This window comes from Ensifer sp. LC163, assembly GCF_001695855.1.
In the GTDB taxonomy this organism is placed as follows: domain Bacteria; phylum Pseudomonadota; class Alphaproteobacteria; order Rhizobiales; family Rhizobiaceae; genus Ensifer.
Window position 1 is genome coordinate 55,644 of record NZ_MBSS01000067.1, and the last position, 19,837, is coordinate 75,480.

The 19,837-nt window shown below is 63.2% G+C and carries 10 protein-coding genes; all 10 read left to right on the forward strand.

What is annotated here, in order from left to right:
- The first annotated feature begins 50 nt into the window (after positions 1 to 50).
- The 10 genes from BC360_RS28765 (at position 51) to glgX (ending at position 19,822) form a co-directional block, all read left to right on the forward strand.
- Positions 51 to 3,377 carry a DUF2126 domain-containing protein gene (locus BC360_RS28765; protein ID WP_065797762.1) on the forward strand — a complete coding sequence of 1,109 codons (3,327 nt, stop codon included), beginning with the start codon at positions 51 to 53 and terminating at the stop codon, positions 3,375 to 3,377.
- On the forward strand, positions 3,378 to 5,786 hold the full coding sequence (locus BC360_RS28770; protein ID WP_065797763.1) for a circularly permuted type 2 ATP-grasp protein: 2,409 nt from the start codon (positions 3,378 to 3,380) through the stop codon (positions 5,784 to 5,786).
- Positions 5,787 to 5,802: 16 nt separating this feature from the next.
- On the forward strand, positions 5,803 to 6,681 hold the full coding sequence (locus BC360_RS28775; RefSeq protein WP_065797764.1) for a transglutaminase family protein: 879 nt from the start codon (positions 5,803 to 5,805) through the stop codon (positions 6,679 to 6,681).
- A 177-nt stretch (positions 6,682 to 6,858) separates the two neighbouring features.
- A complete protein-coding gene (locus BC360_RS28780; RefSeq protein WP_083222779.1) occupies positions 6,859 to 8,112 on the forward strand; it encodes a TadE/TadG family type IV pilus assembly protein in 1,254 nt (417 codons plus the stop codon).
- Positions 8,113 to 8,337: 225 nt separating this feature from the next.
- A complete protein-coding gene (locus BC360_RS28785) occupies positions 8,338 to 10,803 on the forward strand; it encodes a glycogen/starch/alpha-glucan phosphorylase (protein WP_139110250.1) in 2,466 nt (821 codons plus the stop codon).
- Positions 10,800 to 13,010, forward strand: coding sequence for a 1,4-alpha-glucan branching protein GlgB (glgB, locus tag BC360_RS28790; RefSeq protein WP_065797766.1), 2,211 nt, complete (start codon positions 10,800 to 10,802; stop codon positions 13,008 to 13,010). The genes BC360_RS28785 and glgB overlap by 4 nt, the downstream gene beginning before the upstream one ends.
- A 323-nt stretch (positions 13,011 to 13,333) precedes the next feature.
- Complete coding sequence (gene glgC, locus BC360_RS28795; protein WP_065780997.1) at positions 13,334 to 14,596, forward strand: glucose-1-phosphate adenylyltransferase; 1,263 nt, start codon at positions 13,334 to 13,336, stop codon at positions 14,594 to 14,596.
- An 11-nt stretch (positions 14,597 to 14,607) separates the two neighbouring features.
- Positions 14,608 to 16,050 carry a glycogen synthase GlgA gene (glgA, locus tag BC360_RS28800; protein ID WP_065797767.1) on the forward strand — a complete coding sequence of 481 codons (1,443 nt, stop codon included), beginning with the start codon at positions 14,608 to 14,610 and terminating at the stop codon, positions 16,048 to 16,050.
- A gap of 6 nt (positions 16,051 to 16,056) precedes the next feature.
- Complete coding sequence (locus tag BC360_RS28805) at positions 16,057 to 17,685, forward strand: alpha-D-glucose phosphate-specific phosphoglucomutase (RefSeq protein ID WP_065797768.1); 1,629 nt, start codon at positions 16,057 to 16,059, stop codon at positions 17,683 to 17,685.
- A gap of 172 nt (positions 17,686 to 17,857) precedes the next feature.
- On the forward strand, positions 17,858 to 19,822 hold the full coding sequence (gene glgX, locus BC360_RS28810) for a glycogen debranching protein GlgX (protein WP_065797769.1): 1,965 nt from the start codon (positions 17,858 to 17,860) through the stop codon (positions 19,820 to 19,822).
- Positions 19,823 to 19,837 lie beyond the last annotated feature (15 nt).

Here is a 19,837-nt window from a genome sequence, read left to right on the forward strand (position 1 = left end):
CGGGAATGGCGGCGTAATAACGACCTGCCATCAAGGGGACAAAATCCGGTATGTCGATCAAGGCCAGCATCTACCACCTGACCCACTATACCTATGACCGCCCGATCAGGCTTTCACCGCAGATCATCCGATTGAAACCGGCGGCCCATTCCAAGACCAAGGTCATCAGCCACTCGCTGAAAGTTTCGCCGGCCAACCACTTCGTCAATCTGCAGCAGGATCCCTACGGCAACTACCTCGCACGCTACGTGTTCCCGGAACCGGTCACCGAACTGAAGATCGAAGTCGACCTCGTCGCCGACATGACCGTTTACAATCCCTTCGACTTTTTCATCGAGGAGGAGTCCGAGCACTGGCCCTTCGCCTACCCGCAAGACCTGATCGACGACCTGAAGATCTACATGACGCCGGAGCCGATGGGGCCGGCGCTGTCTGCGTTCACGGCGGCGGTGGACCGCTCGCGACAGCGAACCATCGACATGGTCGTCGGCCTCAATGCCAGGCTCCAGCAGGAAATCGGCTATGTCATCCGCATGGAACCCGGGGTCCAGCCGCCTGAGGAAACGCTGACATCGGCCAGGGGATCGTGCCGCGATTCGAGCTGGCTGCTCGTCCAGATCCTACGCAATCTGGGTTATGCCGCCCGCTTCGTCTCGGGCTACCTCATCCAGCTTGCACCTGACCTCAAGGCGCTCGACGGCCCATCCGGCACCGAGCACGACTTTACCGATCTGCACGCCTGGGCCGAGGTCTACCTGCCCGGCGCCGGCTGGGTCGGGCTTGACCCGACCTCCGGCCTCCTGACCGGCGAAAGCCATATTCCGCTTGCCGCCACGCCGCATTACCGCAACGCCGCCCCGATCTCCGGCGGTTTCTTCGGCGATCCAGAGACCCGCACCGACTTCGCCTTCGACATGAAGGTCTCGCGCGTCGCCGAGCATCCGCGCATCACCAAGCCGTTTTCCGACGAAAGCTGGCAGGCGCTGAACGCGCTCGGCGAACATGTCGATCGGGTGCTGTCCGAAAACGATGTGCGCCTGACGATGGGCGGCGAGCCGACCTTCGTATCGATCGACGATTTCGGAGCCGACGAGTGGAACACCGAGGCCGTCGGACCGACCAAACGCGAGAAGGCGGATATCCTCATTCGCCGACTGCGCGAACGCTTCGCGCCCGGCGGATTCCTGCACTACGGCCAGGGCAAATGGTATCCGGGCGAAAGCCTGCCGCGCTGGACCTTCTCGCTCTACTGGCGCAAGGACGGCGTGCCGATCTGGCGTCAGGCGGATCTCATCGCCGAGGAGAACGGGCGGCATGACGTGACGGCAGAGGACGCCGAACGCCTGCTGCATGGGGTGGCAAGCGAGTTGAGCGTACCGGCCGAGATGGTCGTGCCGGCCTTCGAAGACCCCGCCGACTGGTTGCTCAAGGAAGCAAACCTTCCCGACAATGTCGATCCGGCCAACTCCAAGCTGAAAGACCCCGAGGAGCGCAGCCGCATGGCCCGGGTGTTCGAGCGCGGCTTGACGGCACCGACCGGCTACGTGCTGCCGGTACAGGCCTGGAATGCGCGTGCCACCGGCCTGCGATGGATGAGCGAGAAATGGCAGACCCGCCGCGGCCGCATCTTCCTCGTTCCCGGCGACAGCCCCGTCGGTTATCGCCTGCCGCTCGGCGCCCTGCCCTATGTCGCTCCGTCCGCCTATCCCTATATCCATCCCGTCGACCCGACCGTTCCGCGCAACGACCTGCCTGATTTCGCCGAAACCAGCGTTCGCCCGCAGCATTCGCGCTTCCAGGCATCGGAAGCGCCGGAAACCCCACAGCCGCAGCCACGCGACGAAATCGCCGGGTTGGTGCGCACGGCCATCAGCGTCGAGCCGCGCGACGGCAGGCTCTGCGTCTTCATGCCGCCGACGACAAGCATCGAGGAATATCTCGACCTGATCGCGTCAACCGAGCGCGCCGCGGCAGCGCTCGGCCTGCCGGTCCACATCGAGGGCTACGCGCCGCCCCACGACGAGCGCATCAATGTCATCCGCGTGGCGCCCGATCCCGGTGTCATCGAGGTCAACATCCATCCCGCGGCCAACTGGCGAGATTGCGTCGATATCACCACGGCGATCTACGAAGAGGCGCGCCAAAGCCGGCTCGGCGCCGACAAGTTCATGATCGACGGTCGCCACACCGGCACCGGCGGCGGCAATCATGTCGTCGTCGGTGGCGCCAATCCCAATGACAGCCCGTTCCTGCGCCGGCCGGACCTGCTGAAGAGCATCGTCCTCTATTGGCAGCGCCATCCGTCGCTCTCCTACCTGTTCTCCGGCCTCTTCATCGGGCCGACCAGCCAGGCCCCGCGCATCGACGAAGCCCGGCACGACCAGCTCTACGAGCTGGAGATCGCACTCGCGCAGGTGCCGCTGCCCGGTTCCGCGACGCCGCCGCCACTGCCCTGGCTGGTCGACCGGCTGTTCCGCAACCTGCTCGTCGACGTCACCGGCAACACCCACCGCGCGGAAATCTGCATCGACAAGCTGTTTTCGCCGGATGGCCCGACGGGCCGCCTCGGCCTCATCGAATTCCGCGGCTTCGAGATGCCGCCCAACGCCCGCATGTCGCTTGCCCAGCAACTGCTGGTGCGCGCGCTCATCGCCCGTTTCTGGAAACACCCGCTCGACGGCCGCTTCGTGCGCTGGGGCACCGCACTTCATGACCGCTTCATGCTGCCGCACCATGTCTGGCAAGATTTCCTCGAAGTGCTCGCCGACCTGCGCACCCACGGGTTCGATCTTCGACCGGAATGGTTCGAAGCCCAGCTCGAGTTCCGCTTCCCCTTCTGCGGCGAGGTCGAATACGAGGGCGGCAGGCTGGAAATCCGCCAGGCGCTGGAACCCTGGCATGTCATGGGCGAACAGGGAGCGATCGGCGGCACCGTGCGCTATGTAGATTCCTCCGTCGAGCGGCTGCAGGTCAAGCTCGATACGCCCAATCCCGAGCGCTACACGGTCACCTGCAACGGCCGGCCCCTCCCTCTTGCCAAGACCGGTACCAACGGCAGCGCCGTTGCCGGCGTTCGCTACAAGGCCTGGCAGCCGGCCGCCGGCCTTCACCCGGTTTTGCCCGTGAACACTCCCCTTACATTCGATATCTATGATACATGGTCGAATCGGGCGATTGGCGGATGCGTTTACCATGTCGCCCATCCGGGCGGGCGCAGTTACGAGACATTTCCGGTCAACGGCAACGAGGCAGAAGCGCGGCGACTGGCGCGGTTCGAGCCCTGGGGCCATACCCCGGGAGGCTACCTGCTTCATCCGGAAAGCCCGTCGATGGAATTTCCGATGACGCTTGATCTCAGGCGTCCGCCAGGAGCGTAAATGGCGAAGAAGCAGAGAGCAGCGGCCGGCCGGCTGGGCATCGATGACGATCCGGTCTTCGGCTACCGTGCACTTCCCGGCATTGCCGACGAGATGCTGGACGCGCATGGCAACGTGCGGCCCGTCTGGCAACGGCTGCTTTCGACGCTCGGCCGCCTCGACGAAACGGATCTCGCCAATCGCTTCGCGCGCGCCGACCGCTACCTGCGCGACGCCGGTGTCTTCTATCGGGTCTATGGCGGCAAGGACAGCTCGGAGAGAAGCTGGCCGCTGTCGCATATTCCGGTCCTGATCGACGAGCACGAATGGGCGGCAGTCTCGCAAGGCCTCATCCAGCGCGCCGAACTTCTGGAGAAGGTGGTCGCCGACGTCTATGGCGAAAACCGCCTGGTGCGCGAAGGCCTGCTGCCGCCGGCGCTGGTCGCCTCCAACCCCGAATTTCTTCGGCCGCTCGTCGGCGTCAAGCCGGCCGATGGCCATTTCCTGCAATTCATCTCCTTCGAGATCGGCCGTGGCCCGGACGGCAACTGGTGGGTCCTCTCGGATCGCACGGAGGCGCCGTCCGGTGCCGGCTTCGCGCTGGAAAACCGGGTCGCCACCACCCGCGCCTTCTCCAATCTCTATGCCGAAACGCATGTGCATCGCCTGGCCGGCTTCTTCGGCGCCTTCCGCGACACGCTGCAGGCGCGCAAGCTGCATCCGGACGATCGCATCGCCGTGCTCTCGCCCGGCATCGCCAACGAGACCTATTTCGAGCATGCCTATATCGCCCGCTATCTCGGTTTCATGCTGCTGGAAGGCGAAGACCTGACGGTCGTCGGCGGCCGGGTGATGGTGCGCACGGTCGCGGGGCTTAAACCCGTCGGCGTGCTCTGGCGCCGCCTCGACGCCGCCTTCGCCGATCCGCTGGAACTCAACCAGTCCTCGCACATCGGCACCCCCGGCATTGTCGAGGCCCTGAGGGCCGGATCCCTGGCGATCGTCAACGCGCTCGGTTCCGGCATCGTTGAGACGCGCGCCTTCTTGGCCTTCATGCCGGCCATCTGCTGGCATCTTCTCGGCGAGGAACAGAAGCTGCCGTCGATCGCCACCTGGTGGTGCGGCCAAACATCCGAGCGCGCGCAGGTCGCCGCCAATATCGAACGCATGGTCATCGGCCCGGCCTATGCGACGCGCCCCTTCTTCGACGACAACGGCCAATCGGTGCTCGGGGCGTCGCTGGCCGAAACGGACGCGGCAGCGATTTCCGGCTGGCTCGATGCGGAGGGCGGAAAACTTGTCGGCCAGGAGGCGGTCACGCTGTCGACCACGCCGGCCTGGGTGCGCGGCCGCCTGACGCCGCGACCGATGAGCCTGCGCGTCTTCGCCGCCCGCACCCGCGACGGTTGGCAGATCATGCCCGGCGGCTTTGCCCGCATCGGCTCCGGCGACGATGTTGCCGCCATCGCCATGCAGGCCGGCGGCACGGCCGCCGACGTCTGGATTGTCAGCGACCGGCCGGTCGAGCGCACCACCCTGTTGCCGGCAGAAGAAAGCTTCACCCGCAACATGCCGGGAAGCCTGCCGAGCCGGGCTGCCGACAACCTGTTCTGGCTCGGCCGTTACATCGAGCGGGCGGAAGGGGCGTTGCGCATCCTGCGCGCCTGGCACGGCCGGTTTGCCGAGACCGCCGACCCGAGCCTGCCGCTGCTCCAGGACGTCACCGATTATCTCGCCGCCCTCGATATCGATACCCACCAGGCGGTACCTGACAGCCTGCTGGCCAATATTTCCAGTGCGCTTTTCAGCGCCGGCAACATCCGCGACCGCTTCTCGCCAGACGGCTGGCTGGCGCTCAACGATCTGTCGCAGACGGCCCGCAAGTTCCACGCGACCGTGCAATCGGGCGACGATGCCACCCGCGCCATGACCGTGCTTCTGCGCAAGCTCGCCGGCTTTGCCGGTCTTGTGCACGAAAACATGTACCGCTTTACCGGCTGGCGCTTTCTCTCCATCGGCCGCTACATCGAACGTGGCCTGCACATGACGCGGCTGCTTGGCCATATGTCCGGCCCGGATGCGCCTGACGGCGCCTACGACATGCTGCTGGAGATCGGCGACAGCGTCATGACCCATCGCCGGCGCTACAACGTCAACACGGCAGCGCTGACCGTGACCGACCTGCTGGCGCTCGACCCACTCAACCCGCGCTCGGTGCTCTACCAGTTCAACGAAATCAAGAACGAGGTGGAGCTTCTGCCCAACGCCTATGTCAACGGCCAGATGTCGCCCTTCTACCGCGAGGCCATGCGCCTGCATTCCGGCCTTGCCGTCATGACGCCGGAGGCGATGAACCTTAGCGTCTACAACAGGCTGGAGCGAGATCTGGAAAAGCTCTCCAACATTCTCGCCAACACCTATCTCGGCTGACCGGCAGGACACGCCCATGCTCTACGACATCAGCCTGAAGATCACCTACGGCTACGAAGTGCCGGTGTCCGGCGGGCGCCATCTGGTGCGTGTGATGCCGGCGACGCTGCCCGACCGGCAGCGCCTCGTCGTCGGCTCGGTCAGCTGTCACCCGATGCCGGCGGAACGCTCCGAAAGCGTCGACTTCTTCGCCAATCCCTTCACCGCGATCCTGTTTCGCTCCGCCCATGACGACCTCGTGATCCGCATGCAGGCGCGGGTGCAGGTGGAGCCGCTGCCGCTGACGGCCGATTTCTCGGCAGATCTTTCCCGCTTGCCGGCGGAACTGGCCGCCTGCTGGTCCGTCGACCCGGACGCACCGCATCATTTCGTCGGCCCGAGCCCGCTATTGGCAGAGGTGCAGGAGATCGCGGCCTACGCGCGAGCCTTGGTCACGCCCGGAATGACGATCCGCCAGATCGCCACCGCGATCTGTGCACGCATTCACCGGGACTTCGTCTACGACAGCGAGGCGACGACGGTGAACACCACACCGGCAGAGGCGTTCCAGCTCAAGCGCGGCGTCTGCCAGGATTTCACCCATGTGATGATCGTAGCGCTCAGAAGCCTCGGCATCCCCGCCGGGTATGTCAGCGGCTTCTTAAGAACAATCCCCCCCGCCGGCAAGGAGCGCCTGGAAGGGGCCGATGCCATGCACGCCTGGGTTCGCATCTGGTGCGGCACTACCGCGGGCTGGCTTGAACTCGACCCGACCAACAATATCCCGGCCGGAACGGACCATATCGTCGTCGGTCACGGCCGCGACTACGGCGACGTCGCACCTGTCATCGGCGTGCTGAAGAGCTACGGCGGGCAGAAGACCGAACAGGCCGTTGACGTCATTCCGGTCACCTGACCCGATTTGAGACATGGCATTCCCGTTTTCAAACACCACAGCATCCCCGGAACCCGCTGTAAGCACTGGTTTTCCTGTATTCCGCTAAAATTGAATCTATCACCTGAACGATATCGTAAGCCATCGCCGCTAAACGTCGCCTTCAAGTTTGCAACGTGTTCCTTGGGGTGTGCAGAGATGGGAAAACGATCCACGATCAACCGGTCCTTCATGGCGATGCTGAAGGATCGTGGCGGCAATTTCGGCATGATGGCGGCCTTGGTAATGCCATTGGTCCTTGCCGCCGGTGGCGTTGCCATCGACATGGCCAAGATGGTGACCACCAAGAATCAGATGCAGGACGCGGCCGACGCGGCAGCACTTGCGGCGGCTTCCGCCTTGGTATCGAAGGAGAAGCCCGATATCGCAAAGGCAAAGGAAATTGCGACCAACTTCCTGAAGGCCCAAACCGCCGGCGGCAATAGCGTCGACCTTCCGGCCAACGACGATGGCGCAACGGTCAGCGGCTTTGCCGCATCGGCCAATGCGGCTCCGATTGAAGAACTGGAAGTCAATTCCTCGACAGTCGACATCATCGAGAGTGCCAACGGTGCAACCGGCAAGGCCTTCAAGGTGACGGTCGCCAACAAGCAGACCCTTCAGTTCAATGCGATGACACGCCTCCTTGGGCAGAAATCGATACTGATCGAGACCCGCGCCACGGCGGAAAGCGCCACAGAAACCAAGAATGCGCTGTCGATGTATCTCGTGCTCGATCGCTCCGGCTCGATGGCCTGGAAGAGCAATACGCAGAACACAGCCAAAAGCTCGTGCCCCAACTATACCGAATCAAACTGGGGCAAGTACCCCAATCTGGCAGCGACCAGTCCTTGCTACGTGACGAAGATCGACGCGCTCAAGACCGCGGTCAAGGATCTGCTCGCGCAGTTGAAAGCTGCCGACCCGAAGGAACTCTATGTCCGCACGGCAGCCGTTTCCTATAACTCGGCGCAGGATACCGCCGGCAATATCGCATGGGGGACTGCCGGAACTGGAACCTACGTCAACGCCCTCGTCGCGACGGGCGGCACGGCATCCGGTAATGCGTTCAAGACCGCCTACAGCCGGGTAACGGCCACCACCGAGGACACGGCGCACAAGACCAAGAATGGTCAGGTTGCGACGAAGTACATCGTCTTCATGACCGACGGCGCCAACAACAACACGAGCGATGACACAACGACGCTGCAATGGTGCGATACGGCGCGCAAGAACAACGTTCAGGTCTATACCGTGGCCTTCATGGCACCCGATCGCGGAAAGGCATTGCTCAAGTCCTGCGCGACCACGGTAGCAAACTACTTCCAGGCGGAAGAAGCAGCCGACCTGATTGCAGCCTTCAAGGCGATCGGCGAGAAGGCTTCGGCCATGGCGACCCGCCTGACAAAGTAACCAAAGAAAGCGCGCGCCATCATGCCGCCCGGTCCCGCCGGGCGGCATTTTTCATTTGGGGCGGCGAGGCAAGCCACGGCTCTTTGCCAGACATCCCTTCTATTCAGGCAATTCTAATCCTTTTAAAAACACCTGTTGCAAGCGCTTCGGATCGATGCATAAATTGCCCATCCCCGGTCGGTTCCGGCCTGCGACCTCCCAACGCAAAAGGGTAAGACAGTTCTGATGATGAACAAGATTTCCGCCAACGAACTGCCGCAGCCCGCACTTCGTTCTTCCGAACCCGACCAGCTTGCAGTCGAAATCCTCGAGCGCTTGAAGTACCGCATCGGCAAGGATCCCAAGGTCGCCAAGCCGCACGACTGGCTGACCGCCGCTATCCTCGTGGTGCGTGACCGCATCACCGACAAGTGGATGGATTCGACCCGCCAGACCTACGCGACAGGTGCCAAGCGTGTTTATTATCTCTCGCTCGAATTCCTCATCGGCCGCCTGATGCGCGACGCCATGACCAATATCGGCCTGATGGAGGAGATGCGTGATGCGCTCGCCTCGCTCGGGGTCGATATCGACGTCATCGCTCTGCTTGAGCCCGACGCGGCACTCGGCAACGGCGGCCTAGGCCGACTTGCTGCCTGCTTCATGGAATCGATGGCGACCGTCGATGTGCCCGCCTATGGCTACGGCATCCGCTACATGCACGGCCTGTTCCGCCAGCAGATGGCCGATGGCTGGCAGGTGGAACTGCCGGAGACCTGGCTTGCCCATGGCAACCCCTGGGAGTTCGAGCGGCGCGAAAGCTCCTATGAGATCGGTTTCGGCGGCGTTGTCGAAACCGCCAATGTCGACGAAGAGATCCAGCGCTTCGTCTGGAAGCCGGCCGAGCGCGTGATTGCCACCGCTTTCGATACGCCGGCCGTCGGTTGGCGCGCCAAGCGCGTCAACACGCTGAGGCTCTGGACGGCGCAGCCGATCGACCCGATCCTGCTCGATGCCTTCAATGCCGGCGACCACATCGGCGCGCTGCGCGAAAGCAACAAGGCGGAGAGCCTGACCCGCGTGCTCTATCCCGCCGACGCGACGCCGGCCGGCCAGGAGCTTCGTCTGCGCCAGGAGTATTTCTTCTCGTCCGCCTCACTGCAGGACATCCTGCGCCGGCACCTGCAGCAATATCCTGATTTCACCTCGCTGCCCGATGCCGTCGCGATCCAGCTCAACGACACCCACCCCGCGGTCTCGGTCGCCGAACTGGTGCGCCTGCTGACCGATCTGCACGGCCTCGATTTCGAACAGGCCTGGGATATCACCCGCAGAACCATTTCCTACACCAACCATACGCTGCTGCCGGAGGCGCTCGAAAGCTGGCCCGTGCCGCTGTTCGAACGCCTGCTGCCGCGCCACATGCAGATCGTCTATGCGATCAACGCCAAGATCCTGATCGAGGCACGCAAACAGAAGGGCGCCACCGACGAGGAGGTCCGCAGCATCTCGCTGATCGACGAAAGCGGCGACCGCCGGGTGCGCATGGGCAACCTTGCCTTTGTCGGCTCTCATTCGATCAACGGCGTGTCGGCGCTGCACACCGAACTGATGAAGGAAACGGTGTTTGCCGACCTGCACCGGCTCTACCCCGATCGCATCAACAACAAGACCAACGGCATCACCCCGCGCCGCTGGTTGATGCAGTGCAATCCCGGCCTGTTCAGCCTGATCCGTGAGGCGATCGGCGACGAATTCATGGACAATACCGAGGCGCTGCAGGCACTCGATGCCTTTGCCGACAAGCCGGATTTCCAGGAGCATTTTGCCGCGGTCAAGCGCGCCAACAAGGTGAAGCTCGCGCAACTCGTTCAAAGCCGACTCGGCATCAGGCTCGACCCGTCGGCGATGTTCGACATCCAGATCAAGCGCATCCACGAGTACAAGCGCCAGCTCCTGAACATCATCGAGGCGGTGGCGCTCTACGACCAGATCCGCTCGCATCCCGAACTCGACTGGGTGCCGCGCGTCAAACTGTTCGCGGGCAAGGCGGCGCCGAGCTACCACAACGCCAAGCTGATCATCAAACTGGCAAACGACGTCGCCCGCGTGGTCAACAACGACCCGGCCGTCCGCGGGCTTCTGAAGATCGTCTTCGTGCCGAACTACAACGTCTCGCTGGCCGAGATCATGGTCCCTGCTGCCGATCTGTCCGAGCAGATCTCGACCGCCGGCATGGAGGCCTCCGGCACCGGCAACATGAAGTTCGCGCTGAACGGCGCGCTGACGATCGGGACGCTTGACGGCGCCAATGTCGAGATGCGCGACTGGATCGGCGAGGAGAACATCAAGATCTTCGGCCTGACGGCCGAGGAAGTGACGAATGCGCGTGCCGAGGGTCACAATCCGCGCGCCATCATCGAGGGATCGCGCGAGCTGTCGCAGGCGTTGCAGGCGATCGCTTCGGGCGTGTTTTCGCCCGATGACCGCAACCGGTTCACCAGCCTGGTCGATGGCCTCTACAATCACGACTGGTTCATGGTCGCGGCCGACTTCGAAGCCTATGCCAAGGCGCAGCGCGAGATCGACCAGCTGTGGACGACGCCGTCGGCGTGGTATTCGCAGGCCGTGCGCAACACCGCGCGCATGGGCTGGTTTTCGTCCGATCGTACCATCCGGCAATATGCCGGCGAAATTTGGAGAGCCGGATGACCCCTTCGGCCGGCAAAGACCCGGAACCTCCAGCCTCAGCCCTGCTGTCAATGCCGGCCATTGCGGCCATCCTCACAGGCACGCACCACGATCCCTTCGCCATACTCGGCGTGCAAGCGGTCGGGAAAGGCTATGTCGCCCGCTGCTTCATTCCGGGCGCCGACAGCGTCGTTGCGGAAACGCTGTCCGGGCAGGAACTCGGCGTCCTCGAGCGGCGCGACGACGCCGGCTTCTTCGAGGGACCGGTCTCGCTGCGCAAGATCCAGCCGGTGCGCTATCGCGCGCGCAACGATGGCGGCGAGTGGATCGTCGTCGATCCCTACAGCTTCGGGCCTGTGCTCGGGCCGATGGACGACTACTATATCCGCGAGGGCTCGCATCTCCGGCTGTTCGACAAGATGGGTGCCCATCCGATCGACCATGAAGGCGCTCAAGGCTACCATTTCGCCGTCTGGGCCCCGAACGCCAAGCGTGTCTCCGTCGTCGGCCAGTTCAATGACTGGGACGGGCGTCGCCATGTCATGCGCCTTCGCACCGACACCGGCATCTGGGAGATCTTCATCCCCGGCGTCGAGGCAGGCCTTGCCTACAAATACGAGATCCTCGACCGCCAGGGTACGCTTCTGCCGCTCAAGGCAGACCCCTTCGCCCGCCGCTCGGAGCTTCGCCCCAACACCGCCTCGGTGACGACACCTGAGATCGCGCAGGTTTGGGAAGACGAGGCGCATCGAGCCCATTGGGCATCGGCTGACGCCCGCCGCCAGCCGATCTCGATCTACGAGGTGCATGCCGGCTCGTGGCAGCGCCGCGACAACGGCGACATGCTGTCCTGGGACGAGCTTGCCGACCGCCTGATCCCCTATTGTGTCGACATGGGCTTCACCCATATCGAATTCCTGCCGATCTCCGAATTCCCCTACGATCCCTCCTGGGGCTACCAGACGACCGGCCTCTATGCGCCGACGGCACGCTTCGGCGAGCCGGAGGGGTTCGCGCGTTTCGTCAACGGCTGCCACAAGGTCGGCCTCGGCGTCATTCTCGACTGGGTCCCGGCGCATTTCCCGACCGACGAACACGGACTGCGCTGGTTCGACGGCACCGCGCTCTACGAGCACGAAGATCCGCGCCAGGGGTTTCATCCCGACTGGAACACGGCGATCTACAATTTCGGCCGGCAGGAAGTGCTGTCCTTCCTCGTCAACAACGCGCTCTATTGGGCGGAGAAATTCCACGTCGATGGCTTACGCGTCGATGCTGTGGCTTCCATGCTCTACCTCGATTATTCGCGCAAACACGGCGAATGGGTGCCGAACGAATACGGCGGCAACGAGAACCTGGAGGCGGTCCGCTTCCTTCAGACGATGAACACCGAAATCTACGGTGTTCACAAGGGCATCCTGACGATCGCCGAAGAATCGACGTCCTGGCCCAAGGTTTCCCACCCGGTCCATGCCGGTGGTCTTGGCTTCGGTTTCAAGTGGAACATGGGCTTCATGCACGACACGCTGCAGTATATGTCGCGCGAGCCCATCCACCGCCGCTTCCACCACAACGACCTGACGTTCGGTCTGCTCTACGCCTTCAGCGAGAACTTCGTGTTGCCGCTGTCTCACGACGAGGTCGTGCACGGCAAGGGTTCGCTCATCGCCAAGATGACCGGCGACGACTGGCAGAAGTTCGCCAACCTACGCGCCTACTACGCCTTCATGTGGGGCTATCCCGGCAAGAAGCTTCTGTTCATGGGGCAGGAGTTTGCGCAGTGGCGCGAATGGTCGGAGGAACGCGCGCTTGACTGGAACCTGCTGGAATATCACCTGCACGAGGGCATGCGGCGGCTGGTGCGCGACCTCAACGGCACCTACCGTTCGAAGCCGGCGCTGCACGCGCGCGACTGCGAGGGCGATGGCTTCGAATGGCTGCTCGCCGACGACCGGGACAATTCGGTCTTTGCCTGGCTGCGCAAGGCGCCGGGTGAAAAGCTCGTCGCCGTCATCACCAATTTCACGCCCGTTTATCGGGAAAATTACACGATCCCGCTTCCGGTCGCAGGTCGCTGGAAGGAAATTTTGAACACCGACGCGGAAATCTATGGGGGGAGTGGCAAGGGCAACGGCGGCGCCGTTCAGGCACAAGAAGATCAGACAGGCGCAATAACGGCAACCATCACCTTGCCGCCCTTGGCAACGTTGATGCTGGAGCAGGATTAAAGCATGTCGCGCAAAAGTGTTCAGCGGTTTTGCGATGACGACATGCGCAAAAACAAGAGCTTAAAGCGCAGCGCGCATCTGAAAGATCGCGACGCGCTTTAGAGCATTTCCAGGAAAAGTGCGTAGCGGTTTCCGCCAGGAAATGCGTAAAAACAAAGAGATAGAGCGTTTCTTCGACTCCATTTAGATCGGAAACGCTAGCGTGTTCCAGCCCGACGGAATGAAGCGGGAGGCGGGAGCACAAGAAGAAATTTCGAGGGCCGCAAGGCGTCGCAAAAAGTCGCCGTGACGATCCCGAAGAACAATGATTTTGGGGAGGACAAATGGTGGAAAAGCGTACGCAACCTCTGGCCCGTGATGCCATGGCCTATGTTCTCGCAGGCGGCCGCGGCAGCCGCCTGAAGGAGTTGACCGACCGACGGGCAAAGCCGGCCGTCTATTTCGGCGGCAAGGCCCGCATCATCGACTTCGCACTTTCGAACGCCTTGAACTCCGGTATCCGCCGCATCGGCGTCGCCACGCAGTACAAGGCCCATTCGCTGATCCGCCACCTGCAGCGCGGCTGGAACTTCTTCCGCCCGGAACGAAACGAAAGCTTCGACATCCTGCCGGCAAGCCAGCGCGTCTCGGAAACGCAATGGTACGAAGGCACCGCCGACGCGGTCTACCAGAATATCGACATCATCGAGGATCACGGCGTCGAATATATGGTCATCCTCGCAGGCGACCACATCTACAAGATGGACTACGAATTGATGCTGCAGCAGCACGTCGATTCCGGCGCCGACGTCACCATCGGCTGCCTCGAAGTGCCGCGCATGGAAGCAACCGGCTTCGGCGTCATGCATGTGGACGACAAGGATCGCATCATCGCCTTCGTCGAAAAGCCGGCCGACCCGCCGGGCATTCCCGGCAATCCCGAGATGGCCCTTGCCTCGATGGGCATCTATGTCTTCCACACCAAATTCCTGATGGATCTGTTGCGGCGCGACGCGGCCGATCCGAAATCGAGCCGCGACTTCGGCAAGGACATCATCCCCTATATCGTCGAGAACGGTAAGGCGGTCGCCCATCGCTTCAACCGGTCCTGCGTGCGCTCGGATTTCGAAAGCGAGGCCTATTGGCGCGACGTCGGCACGATCGATGCCTATTGGCAGGCCAATATCGATCTCACCCATGTAACGCCGGAGCTCGACATCTACGACAGCACCTGGCCGATCTGGACCTTCGCCGAGATCAAGCCGCCGGCCAAATTTGTGCATGACGACGAGAACCGTCGCGGCTCGGCGACCTCCTCGCTCGTATCGGGCGACTGCATCATCTCAGGCGCTGCGCTCAATCGCAGCCTGCTTTTCACCGGTGTCAGAGTAAATTCGTATTCCCGACTGGAAAATGCCGTCATCCTGCCCGATGTGAAGATAGGTCGCCACGCGCTGCTCAGCAATGTGGTAATCGACAGCCGCGTGGTCATTCCGGAGGGCCTCGTCGTCGGCGAAGATCCGGAGCTGGATGCGAAGCGCTTCCGTCGTTCGGAAAACGGCGTTTGCCTGATCACCCAAACGATGATCGACAAACTGGGAATGTAGGTCCGCCGCTGATGAACATCCTCTCCGTTGCGTCCGAAGTGTATCCGCTGGTCAAGACCGGGGGGCTCGCCGACGTCGTCGGTGCCCTCCCGGCAGCACTGTCGCCGCACGGTATCCGTACCCGCACCTTGGTGCCCGGCTATCCCGCTGTGCTGCAGAAGCTGAAGAAGAAAAAGAAGGTCGGCAGCTTTGCCAACCTGTTCGGCAGCCCGGCCTCGGTTCTCGCAGCCGATCTCGACGGGCTCGACCTGCTCGTGCTCGATCTGCCTGTTCTCTACGAGCGCGATGGCGGCCCCTATGTCGACGCCACCGGCCGCGACTATGTCGACAATTTCCGCCGCTTCGCGGCCCTGTCGTTGGCCGCGGCCGAAATCGCCGCCGGCGATGTCGTGTCCGGCTGGAAGCCCGATCTCGTCCATGTGCATGATTGGCAGACAGCGCTGACGCCGGTCTATATGCGTTTTGGTCGCGCAGCCGCGACGCCGACGGTGATGACGATCCACAACATCGCCTTCCAGGGGCAGTTCGGCCCGGAGATCTTCGCCGAGCTCGCGCTTCCGCCCGAAGCCTTCTCGATGCAGTTCGTCGAATATTACGGCGATGTCGGCTTCCTCAAAGGCGGTCTGCAGACCGCAAGCGCGATCACCACCGTCAGCCCGTCCTATGCGCAGGAGATCCTGACGCCGGAATTCGGCATGGGCCTCGAAGGCCTGCTCAAAAGCAGGCTTTCCGACCTCGCCGGCATCGTCAACGGCATCGACGCCGATGTCTGGAATCCGGCGAGCGACCCGCTGATCGCCCAGCATTTCAGCGCGACGACATTGAAGCAGCGCGCCGCCAACCGGCACGCGCTCGAAGAGCGTTTCGGGCTGGAACAGGGCAATGGCCCGATCTTCTGCGTCATCAGCCGGCTGACCTGGCAGAAGGGCATGGACCTCGTGGCCGAAGTCGCCGACGAGATCGTGGCGATGGGCGGCAAGCTCATCGTTCTCGGCTCCGGCGACACGGCACTCGAAGGCGCGCTCCTCGCCGCCGCCTCGCGCCACCGCGGCCATGTCGGCATGGTCACCGGCTACAACGAACCGCTCTCGCACCTGATGCAGGCCGGATCGGACGCGATCCTCATTCCGTCGCGCTTCGAGCCCTGCGGGCTGACCCAGCTCTATGGCCTGCGCTACGGCTGCGTGCCGGTGGTCGCGCGCACCGGCGGACTTGCCGACACCATCATCGACGCGAACGAAGCCGGGCTGTCTGCCAAGGTGGCGACCGGCTTCCAGTTCACGCCGGTCAGCGCCGACGGGTTGCGTCTTGCGATCAGGCGCGTCTTCCGTGCATACAACGAACCGAAAGTCTGGGCGCGTCTGCAGACCCAGGGCATGAAATCGGACGTTTCCTGGGCCAGAAGTGCCGAGCGCTACGTCTCTCTATATTCCGGTCTTCTCGGGAAAGGCTAAGTCAGAATGATAAGAACAGTCACCACCACACCCTATGGCGACCAGAAGCCCGGCACGTCGGGCCTGCGCAAGAAGGTTCCGGTGTTCCAGCAGAAGAACTACGCCGAGAACTTCATCCAGTCGATCTTCGACGCGCTCGAAGGCTTTGCCGGCCAGACCCTGGTGATCGGCGGCGATGGCCGCTTCTACAACCGCGAAGTCATCCAGATCGCCATCAAGATGGCGGCCGCCAACGGCTTCGGCCGCGTGCTGGTCGGCCGCGGCGGCATTCTGTCGACGCCCGCCGCCTCCAACGTCATCCGCAAATACGAGGCCTTCGGTGGCATCGTGCTCTCGGCCAGCCACAATCCCGGTGGCCCGACCGAGGACTTCGGCATCAAGTACAATATCGGCAATGGCGGCCCGGCACCGGAGAAGGTCACCGACGCGATCTATGCCCGCAGCCAGGTGATTGACACCTACAAGATTTCCGATGTCGCCGACGTCAATCTCGATGCCGAAGGCTCGCAGCAGATCGACGGCATGACCGTCACGGTCATCGACCCGGTGGCCGATTATGCCGAACTGATGGAAAGCCTGTTCGACTTCGCCGCCATCCGCAAGCTGATCTCGGGCGGTTTCCGCGTCGTCTTCGATGCGATGAGCGCCGTCACCGGCCCCTACGCCAAGGAGATCATCGAGAAGCGTCTAGGCGCGCCGAAGGGCTCGGTCATGAACTTCATTCCGCTGCCGGATTTCGGCGGCCATCATCCCGACCCGAACCTAGTGCACGCCCGCGCGCTCTACGAAACGATGATGGCGCCCGATGCGCCCGATTTCGGCGCCGCCTCCGATGGCGACGGCGACCGCAACCTCGTCATCGGCCGTGGCATCTTCATTACCCCGTCCGACAGCCTGGCAATGCTGGCGGCTAACGCGCATCTGGCGCCGGGCTACGCCAAGGGGCTTGCCGGCATCGCCCGTTCGATGCCGACAAGCGGGGCGGCCGACCGGGTCGCCGAAAAGCTCGGCATCGGCCTCTACGAGACGCCGACCGGCTGGAAATTCTTCGGCAACCTGCTCGATGAGGGCATGGCGACGATCTGCGGCGAGGAAAGTGCCGGCACCGGCTCCAACCACGTGCGCGAAAAGGACGGCCTCTGGGCGGTTCTGCTGTGGCTCAACATCCTTGCCGCGCGCAAGGAAAGCGCGCTCGACATCGCCCGCAAGCACTGGGCGACCTACGGCCGCAACTACTATTCGCGCCACGACTACGAAGAAGTGGATTCCGATGCCGCCAACGGCCTGGTTAAGGCGCTTCGCGACCAGCTCGCGATCCTGCCCGGGAAATCTTTCGGCGCGCTCAAGGTCGCGACCGCCGACGACTTTTCCTACCATGATCCAGTCGACCACTCCGTCAGCAAGAACCAGGGCATCCGCATCCTGTTCGAGAGCGGATCGCGGGTCGTCTTCCGCCTGTCGGGCACCGGCACCTCTGGTGCGACGCTGCGCGTCTATATCGAGCGCTTCGAGCCGGATCCGGCCCGCCACGACATCGACACCCAGGAAGCACTCGCCGACCTCATCGCCGTTGCCGACGAAATCGCCGGCATCAAGACCCGCACCGGCCGCACCGAGCCGAGCGTGATCACCTGACGGAGCGCCCCATCCGGGGCGCGCGAAGACCTGACATTGCTACTGCATAATTCCTTAAATCGGAATCGATTTAAGGAGAAAATTATGCAGCAGATTTAAAGCGTTACAGCGTCCTTTGCGCGTCATATTTGACGCGCGGCGCTGTAAGAAAAAACCGAGGGGTGCCTGATCGATGCCGACCGCCGGACTGCCACCCCTCGGCACCACCTTAACCCCGCAAGGCACGCGCTTTGCCGTCTGGTCGCGCAATGCCGCACGCATCGACCTCTGCCTGTTCGACAAGGCGGGCGCCAAGGCCCTGCGCCAACTGCCGATGGCGCGTGACGGCGACGTGCACAGCCTCGTGGTTGCCGATGCACCGAAGGGAACCCGCTACGGCTTTCGCGCCGATGGCGTCTATTCGCCCGACCATGGCCTCTGGTTCGATCCATCAAAACTGCTCGTCGATCCCTACGCCGTCGAGCTCGACCGGCCGTTCCGGCACGATCCCAGGCTCACCATCTTCGGTGAGGACACCGCCGATCTCGTGCCGAAGGCGATTGTCAACGACGTCGGGACAGCCAAGCCGAAGCCGCCGATCTTTAGGGCGGGTGGGCTCATCTACGAGATCGCGGTCAAACCTTTCACCATGCTGCATCAAGGTATTCCCGAGGCAAAACGCGGCACGGTCGCAGCGCTCGCCGAGCCTGTCGTCATCGATCATCTGAAGCGCCTTGGCGTTTCCGCCGTCGAACTGATGCCGATCGTCGCCTGGATCGACGAGCGCCACCTGCCGCCGCTCGGGCTCAGCAATGGCTGGGGCTACAATCCGATCGCACCGATGGCGCTCGATCCACGGCTGGTGCCGGGCGGGATTAGGGAATTGCGCCAGACCGTCGAAGCACTGCGCAAGGCAGGCATCGGCGTCATCCTCGATCTCGTCTTCAACCATTCCGGCGAAAGCGATCGGCTCGGCACGACGCTGTCGATGCGCGGGCTCGACAATCTCACCTACTATCGCCACGTGACCGACAGGCCCGGCGATCTCATCAACGATACCGGCTGCGGCAACACGATCGCCTGCGACCACCCGGTCGTCCAGACACTGATCCTCGACAGCCTGCGCCACTTCGTGTTGGCCGCCGGCGTCGACGGTTTCCGCTTCGACCTTGCCTCGATCCTCGGCCGCGACATGGGCGGTTTCCATCGTGATGCCCCCCTGTTTGAGGCGATTGATGCCGATCCGGTTCTTGCCGATCGCGTGCTGATCGCCGAGCCCTGGGATGTCGGCCCCGGCGGCTACCAGCTCGGCAACTTTCCCGCTCCGTTTCTCGAGTGGAACGACCGGGCGCGCGACGACGTCAGGCTCTACTGGCGCGGCGACCGGCATGTGATCGGTGCGCTTGCGACCGCTCTTGCGGGCTCTTCCGATACGTTCTCCCGCTGGGGCGACGCCGGCACCCGAACGGTCAACTTCATCGCCGCCCATGACGGCTTTACCCTTGCCGACATCGTTGCCTATGCCGGCAAGCACAACGAGGCGAACGGCGAGGAAAACCGCGACGGCCACAACGAAAACCACTCGTGGAACAACGGCGCCGAGGGCGCGACGGCCGATCCCGAGATTACGGCTGCGCGCCGGCATGATGTCATGGCCCTGCTCGGCACGCTGTTTGCCTCCCGCGGCACGATCATGCTGACCGCCGGTGACGAGGGTGGGCGCACCCAAAGCGGCAACAACAATGCCTATTGCCAGGACAATGACACCACCTGGGTCGACTGGAGTGCGATGGACGAGGCGCTGGTCGCCCATGCGGCAGCGCTTTCAACGCTGAGAAAGCGCTTCGACGTCTTCGGCGAGACGGCCTTCTTCACCGGCAAGGGCGATGTCGAATGGCTGCGCCTCGATGGCCGCGCTATGGCCGTGGCGGATTGGGAACACCCGGCAACGGACAACCTGATGATGGTGCTCGCCACCCGAGACGGCAAGAAGAAGCGGCCGACGCGGCTTGCCGTCGTCGTCAATCGCAGCCACGCGCCGCACCCGATCCATCTGCCCGAAAGCCTCGACGGCCGCTGGCAGGATGCGCTTTCCGATAAGCCTCCACCCACCTTCGTGCCTCCTCGCTCGGTTTGCTTCTTCGTCGAAAATTTCTGAACTATTCCGACCACT

Bases quoted from the DNA above. Each gene is read 5' to 3' on its own strand.
- BC360_RS28775 (WP_065797764.1), top strand. From the start codon at position 5,803: ATGCTCTACGACATCAGCCTGAAGATCACCTACGGCTACGAAGTGCCG.
- BC360_RS28765 (WP_065797762.1), top strand. From the start codon at position 51: ATGTCGATCAAGGCCAGCATCTACCACCTGACCCACTATACCTATGAC.
- glgX (WP_065797769.1), top strand. From the start codon at position 17,858: ATGCCGACCGCCGGACTGCCACCCCTCGGCACCACCTTAACCCCGCAA.
- BC360_RS28805 (WP_065797768.1), top strand. From the start codon at position 16,057: ATGATAAGAACAGTCACCACCACACCCTATGGCGACCAGAAGCCCGGC.
- BC360_RS28780 (WP_083222779.1), top strand. From the start codon at position 6,859: ATGGGAAAACGATCCACGATCAACCGGTCCTTCATGGCGATGCTGAAG.
- glgA (WP_065797767.1), top strand. From the start codon at position 14,608: ATGAACATCCTCTCCGTTGCGTCCGAAGTGTATCCGCTGGTCAAGACC.
- glgC (WP_065780997.1), top strand. From the start codon at position 13,334: ATGGTGGAAAAGCGTACGCAACCTCTGGCCCGTGATGCCATGGCCTAT.
- glgB (WP_065797766.1), top strand. From the start codon at position 10,800: ATGACCCCTTCGGCCGGCAAAGACCCGGAACCTCCAGCCTCAGCCCTG.
- BC360_RS28770 (WP_065797763.1), top strand. From the start codon at position 3,378: ATGGCGAAGAAGCAGAGAGCAGCGGCCGGCCGGCTGGGCATCGATGAC.
- BC360_RS28785 (WP_139110250.1), top strand. From the start codon at position 8,338: ATGATGAACAAGATTTCCGCCAACGAACTGCCGCAGCCCGCACTTCGT.